At 50.7% G+C, this 12,843-nt stretch carries 9 protein-coding genes and 1 tRNA gene; 1 reads left to right on the top strand and 9 read right to left on the bottom strand.

Translation table 11 applies throughout. The features are described from left to right. Positions 1-93 precede the first annotated feature (93 nt). The 8 genes from pnp to ACJHYD_RS10605 all read right to left on the bottom strand — a co-directional run bounded on the left by pnp (position 94) and on the right by ACJHYD_RS10605 (position 9,350). Positions 94-2,229 carry a polyribonucleotide nucleotidyltransferase gene (gene pnp / locus ACJHYD_RS10570; RefSeq protein WP_001298330.1) on the bottom strand — a complete coding sequence of 712 codons (2,136 nt, stop codon included), beginning with the start codon at positions 2,227-2,229 and terminating at the stop codon, positions 94-96. Between the two features lie 246 nt (positions 2,230-2,475). Beyond that, positions 2,476-2,745 (bottom strand): 30S ribosomal protein S15, encoded by a 270-nt coding sequence (gene rpsO / locus ACJHYD_RS10575; RefSeq protein WP_000059466.1) that lies wholly within the window; start codon positions 2,743-2,745, stop codon positions 2,476-2,478. A gap of 148 nt (positions 2,746-2,893) precedes the next feature. Beyond that, on the bottom strand, positions 2,894-3,838 hold the full coding sequence (gene truB / locus ACJHYD_RS10580; protein WP_000089698.1) for a tRNA pseudouridine(55) synthase TruB: 945 nt from the start codon (positions 3,836-3,838) through the stop codon (positions 2,894-2,896). Continuing rightward, the gene (rbfA, locus tag ACJHYD_RS10585) at positions 3,838-4,239 is read right to left on the bottom strand and encodes a 30S ribosome-binding factor RbfA (RefSeq protein ID WP_001040205.1); all 402 of its coding nucleotides are present in this window, start codon (positions 4,237-4,239) and stop codon (positions 3,838-3,840) included. Before rbfA ends, truB begins: the two co-directional genes overlap by 1 nt. 163 nt (positions 4,240-4,402) lie before the next feature. Beyond that, positions 4,403-7,075 (bottom strand): translation initiation factor IF-2, encoded by a 2,673-nt coding sequence (gene infB, locus ACJHYD_RS10590; protein ID WP_000133044.1) that lies wholly within the window; start codon positions 7,073-7,075, stop codon positions 4,403-4,405. Positions 7,076-7,099: 24 nt separating this feature from the next. After that, positions 7,100-8,587: a transcription termination factor NusA gene (nusA, locus tag ACJHYD_RS10595; protein ID WP_001031055.1), complete on the bottom strand. Its 1,488-nt coding sequence runs from the start codon at positions 8,585-8,587 to the stop codon at positions 7,100-7,102. 27 nt (positions 8,588-8,614) lie between these two features. Continuing rightward, the gene (gene rimP / locus ACJHYD_RS10600) at positions 8,615-9,067 is read right to left on the bottom strand and encodes a ribosome maturation factor RimP (RefSeq protein WP_001300397.1); all 453 of its coding nucleotides are present in this window, start codon (positions 9,065-9,067) and stop codon (positions 8,615-8,617) included. A gap of 206 nt (positions 9,068-9,273) precedes the next feature. After that, positions 9,274-9,350 (bottom strand) — tRNA-Met (locus ACJHYD_RS10605). A gap of 347 nt (positions 9,351-9,697) precedes the next feature. On the opposite strand from ACJHYD_RS10605, the gene argG reads away from it, so the two are divergent. After that, positions 9,698-11,041: an argininosuccinate synthase gene (gene argG / locus ACJHYD_RS10610; protein WP_000207680.1), complete on the top strand. Its 1,344-nt coding sequence runs from the start codon at positions 9,698-9,700 to the stop codon at positions 11,039-11,041. Positions 11,042-11,048: 7 nt separating this feature from the next. Here argG and ACJHYD_RS10615 read toward each other — a convergent pair whose 3' ends face one another. Beyond that, positions 11,049-12,674: a phosphoethanolamine transferase gene (locus ACJHYD_RS10615; RefSeq protein WP_001445829.1), complete on the bottom strand. Its 1,626-nt coding sequence runs from the start codon at positions 12,672-12,674 to the stop codon at positions 11,049-11,051. Positions 12,675-12,843: the final 169 nt, after the last annotated feature.

Consider the following 12,843-nt stretch of genomic DNA (forward strand, 5'->3'; position numbering starts at 1 on the left):
ACCACGGTTGAATGAACGTCCTGTTCCCGGTTGCTAACAAGGCGTCCTGCCCGGTTAAAAGCCCCCCGCCGCAGCGGAGGGCAAATGGCAACCTTACTCGCCCTGTTCAGCAGCCGGAGCTTCCGGTGCTGCAGCAGGTTGAGACTGCTCAGTCGCTTCTTTAATGCTCAGACGGATACGGCCCTGGCGATCAACTTCCAGAACTTTCACCGGTACTTCCTGACCCATCTGCAGGTAATCGGTCACTTTCTCAACGCGTTTGTCAGCGATCTGAGAGATGTGTACCAGACCTTCTTTACCGCCGCCGATGGCAACAAATGCGCCAAAGTCAACGATACGGGTCACTTTACCATTGTAGACGCGGCCCACTTCGATTTCTGCAGTGATCTCTTCGATACGACGAATAGCATGTTTCGCTTTCTCGCCGTCGGTCGCTGCGATCTTCACAGTACCGTCATCTTCGATTTCGATGGTGGTGCCAGTTTCTTCGGTCAGGGCACGGATAACAGAGCCGCCTTTACCGATAACGTCTTTGATCTTGTCCGGGTTGATCTTGATGGTATGGATACGCGGAGCGAACTCAGAGATATCGCCACGTGGCGCGTTGATCGCCTGTTCCATTACGCCCAGGATATGCAGACGCGCACCTTTAGCCTGGTTCAGTGCAACCTGCATGATCTCTTTGGTGATACCTTCAATTTTGATATCCATCTGCAATGCAGAAATACCGTCGCGGGAACCCGCAACTTTGAAGTCCATATCGCCCAGGTGATCTTCGTCGCCCAAAATGTCAGACAGTACAACGTAGTTGTCGCCTTCTTTCACCAGACCCATTGCGATACCCGCAACAGCAGCTTTGATCGGCACACCTGCGTCCATCAGCGCCAGAGACGCGCCGCACACGGAAGCCATAGAAGAAGAACCGTTGGATTCGGTGATTTCAGACACCACACGTACGGTGTACGGGAATTTGTCCATATCCGGCATGACTGCCAGCACGCCGCGCTTCGCCAGACGACCGTGACCAATTTCACGACGCTTCGGAGAACCGACCATGCCGGTTTCGCCTACGGAGTACGGAGGGAAGTTGTAGTGGAACAGGAAGGTGTCAGTACGTTCGCCCATCAGTTCATCAAGAACCTGCGCGTCACGTGCAGTACCCAGCGTTGCGGTAACCAGCGCCTGAGTTTCACCACGGGTAAACAGCGCAGAACCGTGAGTACGCGGCAGCACGCCAGTACGCACATCCAGACCACGAATCATATCTTTTTCACGACCGTCGATACGCGGTTCGCCTGCCAGTACGCGGCTACGAACAACGTTTTTCTCGATAGCGTGCAGAATTTCACCCAGTTCGTTTTCGTCCAGGGTTTCATCTTCAGCAAGCAGCGTCGCGATGGTTTCAGATTTGATGACATCAACCTGCGCATAACGCTCTTGTTTGTCGGTGATGCGGTAAGCATCGCTCAGACGAGCTTCAGCCAGTGCAGCAACGCGCGCGTTCAGCGCTTCGTTTACCGGCTCCGGCTGCCAGTCCCAACGCGGTTTGCCGGCTTCTTTCACCAGTTCATTGATGTTCTGAATAACAACCTGCTGTTGTTCATGACCGAACACTACTGCGCCCAGCATCTGGTCTTCGCTCAGCAGTTCAGCTTCAGATTCAACCATCAGTACAGCGGCTTCAGTACCCGCAACAACCAGATCCAGTTTGCTCTCTTTCAGCTCGTCCTGAGTCGGGTTCAGTACGTACTGGTCATTGATGTAACCTACGCGGGCAGCACCAATCGGACCATTGAACGGAATACCAGACAGAGACAGTGCTGCGGAAGCACCAATCATCGCGACGATATCCGGGTTAACCTGCGGGTTAACAGAAACCACGGTGGCGATAACCTGAACTTCGTTGACGAAGCCTTCCGGGAACAGCGGGCGAATCGGGCGGTCAATCAGACGCGCGATCAGGGTTTCGCCTTCGCTTGGGCGGCCTTCACGACGGAAGAAGCTACCCGGGATACGACCAGCAGCGTAGGTACGCTCCTGATAGTTAACGGTCAGTGGGAAGAAGTCCTGACCTGGTTTGGCTTTTTTCTGGCCAACAACGGTAACAAATACCGCGGTGTCATCCATGCTAACCATAACAGCAGCAGTAGCCTGACGAGCCATCATGCCGGTTTCCAGAGTCACGGTGTGTTGACCGTACTGGAATTTACGAACGATCGGATTAAGCAATGTAATATCCTTTCTCTTTCTTAGACAGTACCTTACGGCACTGGTGTTAATACCCGATCTTCTGCGCATCCTCGCGACTAATGACAACCCTAACCCAGCCCAATGTGGGTAAAGCCTCTCATTAGCCGCGCGAACCTCTGCAACGGAAGATCATTCATAGCAACAATACATTAGTTTCCAGTGAATTGCTGCCGTCAGCTTGAAAAAAGGGGCCACTCAGGCCCCCTTTTCTGAAACTCGCAAGAATTAGCGACGCAGACCCAGGCGCTCGATGAGCTGGGTGTAACGTGCTACGTCTTTACGTTTCAGGTAGTCGAGCAGTTTACGACGCTGAGAAACCATGCGCAGCAGACCACGACGGCTGTGGTGATCTTTTTTGTGCTCTGCAAAGTGGCCCTGCAGGTGGTTGATCTGTGCAGTCAGCAGTGCTACCTGAACTTCGGTAGAACCGGTGTCGTTTGCGTCACGACCAAACTCAGAAACGATTTTAGCTGTTGCTTCAGTACTTAGAGACATTTTAAAACTCCAAAGTATATAGAATGAAAGGACGCCGATCTCTAATTCAGCGATCCCAGTGTACGTTACGCAAAGTGTTAAACAATTTACGCGACGTTAAGCGGCAGTATTCTACTCGTAGCGACCTGTTATCGCAAGACGGTTAACATTACGCCGGGTATTCAACCACCAGGCGACGAGGCGCGACGCGGCCTTCATCGTCAATTTCGCCCATACCGATAAACTTGCCGTTCTCACCTTCTGTAACGCGAACCAGTCCTTCCAGCGGCGCACCGGATGTACGAACCGGGTTACCATTTTTGAAGTAAACAGAAGACGTTAACGGAAGATTCACCACCGGGTAGTCCGAAGCTGGACTGTCCATTGGCATCAGTAATGGATCAAGTAACTCCGCGGCTGGAATATCCTGCTGTTCGGCTTGTTCAACCAGTTCACGCAGATGTTCCAGGGTCACCATCCGTTCAACCGGATATTTACTTACCGCCAGACGACGCAGGTAAATAACATGCGCGCCACAACCGAGTTTTTCACCCAGGTCATCAATGATGGTGCGGATATAAGTGCCTTTTGAGCAGTGAATTTCCAGCTCCAGCTCATTGCCTTCGTGGCGAATAAACAGCAATTCATAAACGGTAATCGGGCGCGCTTCACGCGGTACTTCAATGCCCTGACGCGCATATTCGTACAGTTTTTTGCCCTGGTATTTCAGTGCTGAATACATCGATGGGATCTGTTCGATATCGCCACGGAAAGTATCCAGTGCCGCCGCCAGTTGCTCTGCGCTAAAGGTTACCGGACGTTCTTCAACGATTTGTCCATCGGCGTCAGACGTATCGGTACGCTGTCCAAGACGCGCAATCACCCGATAGCGTTTGTCGGAGTCCAGCAGATACTGGGAAAACTTCGTCGCTTCCCCGAGGCAAATCGGCAACATGCCGGTCGCCAGCGGGTCCAGCGCACCGGTATGCCCGGCACGGTTGGCGTTATAAATCCGTTTCACTTTTTGCAGCGCATCGTTGCTGGACATACCCTGAGGTTTATCCAGCAACAAAACGCCGTTAATGTCGCGACCGCGACGACGAGGACGACTCATTAGTCCTCCTTGCTGTCGTCCGGGTTAACACGACGTTCTTCGTCATGTTTGACCACGCTGGTCACCAGGTTTGACATACGCATCCCTTCAACCAGCGAGTTGTCGTAGAAGAAGGTCAGTTCCGGCACGATACGCAGGCGCATCGCTTTCCCCAGCAGGCTGCGGATGAAACCAGAAGCTTCCTGCAACGCTTTGATGCCCGCTTTAACCGCGTCTTCATCTTTGTCGTTGAGGAACGTTACATATACTTTGGCATACGCCAGGTCGCGAGACATTTCGACACCGGAAACGGTGGTCATCATGCCCAGACGAGGATCTTTAATTTCACGCTGCAGGATGAGAGCGATCTCTTTTTGCATTTCCTGCGCTACGCGCTGCGGGCGACCAAATTCTTTCGCCATAATAAATTCTCCTGACAAAAAAGGGGCCATAGCCCCTTTTTAAAAATTAATTTCAGGTGGAAGGGCTGTTCACGTTGGCCTGATAAGACGCGCGAGCGTCATATCAGGCCACGGCTGCCGGATGCGGCGTAAAAGCCTTATCCGGCCTACAACCCAGACAACCTTAAGCGATGGTACGTTGGATTTCGATGATCTCGAATACTTCGATCACATCGCCAGTGCGGACATCGTTGTAGTTCTTAACGCCGATACCACATTCCATACCGTTACGGACTTCGTTAACGTCATCTTTGAAGCGGCGCAGGGACTCCAGCTCGCCTTCGTAGATAACCACGTTGTCGCGCAGAACGCGGATCGGGTTGTGACGTTTAACCACACCTTCGGTAACCATACAGCCTGCGATGGCACCAAATTTCGGTGATTTGAACACGTCACGAACTTCCGCCAGACCGATAATCTGTTGTTTCAGTTCCGGAGACAGCATACCGCTCATTGCCGCTTTCACTTCGTCGATCAGGTTATAGATGACGGAGTAGTAACGCAGATCCAGGCTTTCCGCTTCAATTACTTTACGTGCAGAGGCATCAGCACGTACGTTGAAGCCAACCAGGATGGCGTTGGACGCCGCAGCCAGGGTAGCGTCGGTTTCGGTGATACCACCTACGCCAGAACCGATGATCTTCACTTTAACTTCGTCAGTAGACAGTTTCAGCAAGGAGTCGGAGATAGCTTCCACAGAACCCTGTACGTCTGCCTTCAGGACGATATTCACTTCGTGAACTTCGCCTTCGGTCATGTTGGCGAACATGTTCTCGAGTTTAGATTTCTGCTGACGCGCCAGTTTAACTTCGCGGAATTTACCCTGACGATAGAGTGCAACTTCACGCGCTTTCTTCTCGTCACGTACAACGGTAACTTCATCACCCGCAGCCGGAACGCCGGACAGGCCGAGGATTTCCACCGGAATGGACGGACCCGCTTCCAGCACTTCCTGACCCAGTTCGTTACGCATCGCACGAACACGACCGTATTCGAAGCCACACAGAACGATATCGCCCTTGTGCAGAGTACCTTCACGTACCAGAACGGTAGCAACCGGACCACGACCTTTATCGAGGAAGGATTCGATAACCGCACCGCTCGCCATGCCTTTACGTACCGCTTTCAGTTCCAGAACTTCCGCCTGCAGCAGGATAGCGTCCAGCAGCTCATCGATACCAGTACCCGCTTTCGCAGACACATGTACGAACTGGCTTTCACCGCCCCACTCTTCCGGCAGGATGCCGTACTGGGAGAGTTCGTTCTTAACGCGATCCGGATCGGCTTCTGGTTTATCGATCTTGTTCACTGCAACGACCACCGGAACCTGCGCCGCTTTCGCGTGCTGGATTGCTTCGATGGTCTGCGGCATTACGCCGTCGTCGGCAGCAACAACCAGGACTACGATGTCCGTTGCCTGCGCACCACGAGCACGCATTGAAGTAAACGCGGCGTGCCCCGGGGTGTCCAGGAAGGTGATCATGCCGTTTTCAGTTTCAACGTGGTATGCACCAATGTGCTGGGTAATGCCGCCCGCTTCGCCAGAGGCCACTTTCGTTGAACGAATGTAGTCCAGCAGAGAGGTTTTACCGTGGTCAACGTGACCCATGATGGTCACAACCGGCGCGCGCGGTTCAGCCGCTGCACCCGTGTCACGGTCGCTCATTACCGCTTCTTCCAGCTCGTTTTCACGACGCAGGATAACTTTGTGGCCCATCTCTTCGGCAACCAGCTGTGCGGTTTCCTGGTCGATGACCTGGTTGATGGTCGCCATTGCGCCCAGCTTCATCATCGCTTTGATGACCTGAGAGCCTTTAACCGCCATCTTGTTCGCCAGTTCGCCAACGGTGATGGTTTCGCCGATCACAACGTCACGGTTAACGGCCTGAGCAGGCTTCTGGAAGCCTTGCTGCAGCGAAGAACCTTTACGTTTTCCGCCCTTACCGCCACGTACTGCTGCGCGTGCTTCTTCACGATCAGCTTTTGATTCAGCGTGTTTGTTGCCTTTCTTCGGACGCGCAGCTTTCGCGTTACGACCACGGCCACGGCCGCCTTCGACTTCACGATCGCTTTCGTCTTCTGCCTGGCGAGCATGTTGAGAAGTAGTGACGTGATAATCGCTGGAATCTTCAGTCGGTTCCGCGTTATCAGTCCATTTGTTTTCTTCCGCCATACGACGTGCTTCTTCAGCAACGCGACGTGCTTCTTCTTCGAGTTTACGACGCGCTTCTTCTTCGGCTTTACGCTTGAGCTCTGCAGCTTCCTGCTCACGGCGGGCTTTTTCAGCCTGGGCGTTTTTAGTCATATCGTCTTGTTGATTACTCACTTTGTCTTTTTCCGCAGCTTCACGTTTCGCTTGTTCAGCAGCTTCACGCTTAGCTTGTTCTGCGGCCTCACGTTCAGCTTTTTGTTGCGCCTCGCGTTTAGCCGATTCTTCTGCCTCACGACGGGCTTGCTCTTCCGCTTCACGCTGCGCTTGCTCTTCCGCAGCAAGGCGTTCAGCCTCTTGCGGATCGCGTTTCACAAAGGTGCGTTTCTTGCGGACTTCGATTTGTACCGATTTGCTTTTTCCACCGGTACCAGGAATGTTAAGGGTGCTGCGTGTTTTACGTTGCAGCGTCAATTTGTCCGGGCCTGAATTTTTCTGATTCAGGTGGTCAATCAAAGTCTGTTTCTCTTGTGCGGACACAGAGTCGTCAGCAGACTTCCGGATACCTGCATCAGCAAATTGCTGTACCAGGCGTTCCACGGAGGTCTGTCGCTCTGCGGCCAGCGTTTTAATCGTTACATCTGTCATGCTGTTCCTTCCTGCTACAGTTTATTACGCTTCGTCACCGAACCAGCAAATATTACGGGCAGCCATAATCAGTGCTCCGGCTTTTTCGTCGGTCAACCCTTCGATATCAGCCAGATCATCAATGCCCTGTTCGGCGAGATCTTCCAGCGTACAAACGCCACGGGCGGCCAGTTTGAATGCCAAATCACGATCTATCCCTTCAAGGTTCAGCAGATCGTCAGCCGGTTTGTTATCACCGAGGCTTTCTTCCTGGGCCTGTGCAATGGTGGCCAGTGCATTTTTAGCACGCTCGCGCAGTGCTTCAACGGTCGGCTCATCAAGGCCTTCGATTTCCAACAGCTCTTTCATCGGCACATAGGCCAGTTCTTCCAGCGTCGAGAAGCCTTCTTCTACCAGAACAGTCGCGAAGTCTTCGTCGATGTCGAGATATTTGGTGAAAGTGTCGATCGCTGCGTGCGCTTCCGCCTGATGCTTAGCCTGCAGGTCGTCAACGGTCATCACGTTGAGTTCCCAACCGCTCAGCTGCGAAGCCAGACGCACGTTCTGACCATTACGGCCAATCGCCTGCGCCAGGTTACCGGCTTCAACGGCGATATCCATGGTGTGTTTATCTTCATCCACCACGATAGAAGCAACGTCTGCCGGTGCCATTGCGTTAATCACGAACTGCGCCGGGTTATCATCCCACAGGACGATATCGATACGCTCGCCGCCCAGTTCAGTAGAAACCGCCTGAACACGCGCGCCACGCATACCTACGCAAGCACCTACCGGATCGATACGTTTATCGTTGGTTTTCACCGCGATTTTCGCACGAGAACCCGGATCGCGAGCCGCTGCTTTAATTTCAATCACTTCTTCGCCGATTTCCGGCACTTCAATGCGGAACAGTTCGATCAGCATTTCCGGCTTGGAACGGGTGACGAACAGTTGCGCGCCACGCGCTTCCGGGCGAACGGAATAGAGCACGCCACGAACGCGGTCGCCAGGACGGAAGTTTTCACGCGGCAGCATATCTTCGCGCAGGATCACGGCTTCAGCGTTGTTGCCCAGATCCAGAGAGATGTTGTCGCGGTTTACTTTTTTCACCACGCCGGTGATGATTTCACCTTCGTGTTCACGGAACTGATCAACCACCATCGCACGTTCGGCTTCACGCACTTTCTGCACGATAACCTGTTTTGCCGTCTGGGTGGTGATACGGTCAAAGGTAACAGACTCAATCTGATCTTCAACGTAATCGCCCAGGTTCAGGCTTTCATCTTCATAACGTGCGGCTTCAAGGGTGATTTCCTTGGTCGGCTGGGTGACTTCATCAACAACTAACCAGCGACGGAAGGTGTCAAAATCACCGCTTTTGCGATCGATCTGTACGCGAACGTCGATTTCTTGTTCATATTTTTTCTTTGTTGCTGTCGCCAGCGCGCTTTCCAATGCTTCGAAAATCTTCTCGCGAGGTAGCGCCTTTTCATTGGATACGGCTTCAACTACAGCCAAAATTTCTTTGTTCATCGCGGGCTTTTCACCTCATCCAGACTATTAAAAGTGGGGAACCAGGTTCGCCTTCTGGATATTACTCAGCGCGAACACTTCATCTTTACCTTCGACGGTAACTGTGATCATTTCACCGTCTACCGCTTTGATAACGCCCTGCCATTTACGACGGTTTTGTACCGCCATGCGGAGAACCAGAGTCACCTCTTCTCCGACGAAACGGGCGTAGTGTTCAGCCGTGAACAGTGGGCGATCGAGACCCGGTGAGGAGACTTCCAGGTTATAAGCAACGGTGATGGGATCTTCAACATCCAGCACAGCACTTACCTGGTGGCTCACATCAGCACAATCATCAACATTGATGCCATCTTCACTATCAATATAGATGCGCAGTGTGGATGTGCGACCGCGAATAAATTCGATGCCAACCAGTTCAAAACCCAGGGCCTCAACTGGCGCAGTAATCATCTCTGTTAATTTTTGCTCTAATGTGGACAAGCCCACCCCCAAGACATAAAAAAAGGGCCTAAAGCCCAGTTATTCTGTAGTCAGATAACAAAAAACCCCGATAAATCGGGGCTTTATATAACTGAACCCTATAACCGCAACTGCGGTCTGGAGCACTTTCCAGAAGGATTTTTTCAAATCCCACTACGAAGGCCGAAGTCTTCACAGTATATTTGAAAAAGGACTCTAAGGGAAAGTGGTTGCGGGGGCCGGATTTGAACCGACGACCTTCGGGTTATGAGCCCGACGAGCTACCAGGCTGCTCCACCCCGCGCCTGAAACGTGGCAAATTCTACTCGTTTTGGGTAAAAAATGCAAATACTGCTGGGATTTGGTGTACCGAGACGGGACGTAAAATCTGCAGGCATTATAGTGATCCATGCCACATTTTGTCAACGTTTATTGCTAATCACGTGAATGAATATCCGGTTCACTTTCATTTGTTGAATACTTTTGCCTTCTCCTGCTCTCCCTTAAGCGCATTATTTTACAAAAAACACACTAAACTCTTCCTGTCTCCGATAAAAGATGATTAAATGAAAACTCATTTATTTTGCATAAAAATTCAGTGAGAGCGGAAATCCAGGCTCATCATCAGTTAATTAAGCAGGGTGTTATTTTATGACGACGATTCTCAAGCATCTCCCGGTAGGTCAACGTATTGGTATCGCTTTTTCCGGCGGTCTGGACACCAGTGCCGCACTGCTGTGGATGCGACAAAAGGGAGCGGTTCCTTATGCATATACTGCAAACCTGGGCCAGCCAGACGAAGAGGATTATGATGCGATCCCTCGTCGTGCCATGGAATACGGCGCGGAGAACGCACGTCTGATCGACTGCCGCAAACAACTGGTGGCCGAAGGTATTGCCGCTATTCAGTGTGGCGCATTTCATAACACCACCGGCGGCCTGACCTATTTCAACACGACGCCGCTGGGCCGCGCCGTGACTGGTACCATGCTGGTTGCTGCCATGAAAGAAGATGGCGTGAATATCTGGGGTGACGGTAGCACCTATAAAGGAAACGATATCGAACGTTTCTATCGTTACGGTCTGCTGACCAATGCTGAACTGCAGATTTACAAACCGTGGCTTGATACTGACTTTATTGATGAACTGGGCGGCCGTCATGAGATGTCTGAATTTATGATTGCCTGCGGTTTCGACTACAAAATGTCTGTCGAAAAAGCCTACTCCACGGACTCCAACATGCTTGGTGCAACGCATGAAGCGAAGGATCTGGAATACCTCAACTCCAGCGTCAAAATCGTCAATCCAATTATGGGCGTGAAGTTTTGGGATGAGAGCGTGAAAATCCCGGCAGAAGAAGTCACAGTACGCTTTGAGCAAGGTCATCCGGTGGCGCTGAACGGTAAAACCTTTAGCGACGACGTAGAAATGATGCTGGAAGCTAACCGCATCGGCGGTCGTCACGGCCTGGGCATGAGCGACCAGATTGAAAACCGTATCATCGAAGCAAAAAGCCGCGGCATTTATGAAGCCCCTGGGATGGCACTGCTGCACATTGCGTATGAACGTTTGTTGACCGGTATTCACAACGAAGACACCATTGAGCAGTATCACGCGCATGGTCGTCAGTTGGGCCGTCTGCTGTACCAGGGACGTTGGTTTGACTCCCAGGCGCTGATGCTGCGGGACTCTCTGCAACGCTGGGTTGCCAGCCAGATCACTGGTGAAGTTACTCTGGAGCTGCGCCGCGGGAACGATTATTCAATCCTGAATACCGTCTCAGAGAACCTGACCTACAAGCCAGAGCGTCTGACGATGGAAAAAGGCGACTCGGTGTTCTCGCCAGATGATCGTATCGGTCAATTGACCATGCGTAACCTGGATATCACCGATACCCGCGAGAAACTTTTCGGTTATGCCAAAACTGGCCTCCTCTCCTCCTCTGCCGCTTCAGGCGTGCCGCAGGTGGAGAATCTGGAAAATAAAGGCCAGTAATTCGACATCAACCCTGCCCTTCAGGGGTGGGGTTACCTTGCTTATCCTCTGTAAACTCCTTTCTGAGCATCACATAATCGAAAACATCATGGTTTGCATCCACAACCCGTGAGTCTCCTTTATAGTGTGCAATCACTTCCTCCAGCGTTTTCGGCTGTTCCGGCTTTGTTACCCCCATCCACGCATTAATAAGGTAATTATTGTACGCAGTGGAAAAGATATCGTTTTCCGTTGTACGATCAACGCCATCCCCAAGAACGGGGCTATACCAGATAAACATCGGGACATGATATGCCTGCTGGCTGGCCTCCCTGCCTCCATGAAAATAGACGTTCTTCTTCGTAGGGTCGCGTTCCAGGCCGTGGTCGGCAAAATACATGACCGAGGCGCGGCGATCTTTTAATAATTCAAAAATCTGACCTAGCAAACTATCTGTGTAATGAATGGAGTTGTCATAGCAGGCATCCTGATCGTCCTGCGGTTGAAACACGGCGCTGGATTGCGGATAGGCGCTACAAGCCGGTTCATGGCTTCCATTTAAATGAAGAACAATCAGTTTCTTTTGCTGCGTCTTTTGCTGTAACGCTTGCGATAAATGCGGCAACAACAATTCATCAAATCCTCTGACATAGACTGTTTCCATGGCGCGCATGGCGATACTGGTAACTGCTGTACCATTCTGCCGAAAAGCGGATTGCGAGCTTAGCCAGAAAGTCTGAAATCCTGCTTGATTAGCCATATTAATAATGTTGTCCGGGTAATTATGAATGTCATGACTCAAAACAGAATCAGCAGTTAAAGAAAGGGGAACCGACAGCGCAGTGTAAGGTGCACCGCTTATTGCTTGATTAAACAGTTTGATCTGTTTTCTTTGTGCTTCGACTTGCGGTGTCGTAGAGCGTGTGTATCCATACAAAGACATATTGTCGACACGTACAGACTCCCCCACAATCAACACGTAGGTATCAATACCTGTATCCCTGACTGATAATTGAAAATATGGCACCGTGTTTGCAATTGAGAGTAATCTTTGATGCTCTTTCGCTGCTAAAGCAAAATAATTGAGATTGAAAAACGGCGTATAGGTAGCAAATCGCGACGCTAGTATATATGGACTGAACGCTTTTTTATTTTTTGCATCTTTATAAGCAAATTGACAAGCGGAAAATAAACTGCCCGAAATGACAATCAGCAATAATATTCCTGTCACTTTTTTCGTCGGCAAGGAAACATCATATTTTATTATTACTGCCAAAAAAAGAAGGGATAAAAAGGCAAAAGCACATAGATAAGGGATATACATCCCCAGCATTTTGACAACTTCATCCGGATCACTCTGCAGCACACTAATCGCAAATCCATCATTGAAAGTTGTACCAAAGGTACACCATGAATAGAGGCTAATACTCATGTCTGCCGCTGTCAGTAACACAAATGGTGCGGCAACAAGCAGGCGAAGCGGAAGGGATGATATACGTTTAACAACCAAGATGGTCAGAACGAAGAACAGCAATCGCTGAACCATATGCGCTCCGGAAGAGGCGACTAAGTTCGTAATACCAAAAACAATAACACAAAGATACAACAACCAATGAGATTTAAAACTTCTAACAAATTTGTTGAATACTGTCATCCAGAAATCCAAGTTCACAACCAATATAAACAATTATCAACAATGTTCAATTTTATATCAGACATGTTTTTCAACTCTGATCCATATCAGACCGAAACACTGTTAGTTTTTTCTTTTTAAATGATGCGGCCATTGTTCTCAGTAATTAAATAACATTATCAATGCGTCT

Source organism: Escherichia sp. WS1368 (assembly GCF_046487485.1).
In the GTDB taxonomy this organism is placed as follows: domain Bacteria; phylum Pseudomonadota; class Gammaproteobacteria; order Enterobacterales; family Enterobacteriaceae; genus Escherichia; species Escherichia coli.

What these genes read in the sequence shown, in the direction of transcription:
- rpsO (WP_000059466.1), bottom strand. Translation starts at nt 2,745, where the DNA reads ATGTCTCTAAGTACTGAAGCAACAGCTAAAATCGTTTCTGAGTTTGGT.
- truB (WP_000089698.1), bottom strand. Translation starts at nt 3,838, where the DNA reads ATGAGTCGTCCTCGTCGTCGCGGTCGCGACATTAACGGCGTTTTGTTG.
- rbfA (WP_001040205.1), bottom strand. Translation starts at nt 4,239, where the DNA reads ATGGCGAAAGAATTTGGTCGCCCGCAGCGCGTAGCGCAGGAAATGCAA.
- infB (WP_000133044.1), bottom strand. Translation starts at nt 7,075, where the DNA reads ATGACAGATGTAACGATTAAAACGCTGGCCGCAGAGCGACAGACCTCC.
- nusA (WP_001031055.1), bottom strand. Translation starts at nt 8,587, where the DNA reads ATGAACAAAGAAATTTTGGCTGTAGTTGAAGCCGTATCCAATGAAAAG.
- argG (WP_000207680.1), top strand. Translation starts at nt 9,698, where the DNA reads ATGACGACGATTCTCAAGCATCTCCCGGTAGGTCAACGTATTGGTATC.
- ACJHYD_RS10615 (WP_001445829.1), bottom strand. Translation starts at nt 12,674, where the DNA reads ATGACAGTATTCAACAAATTTGTTAGAAGTTTTAAATCTCATTGGTTG.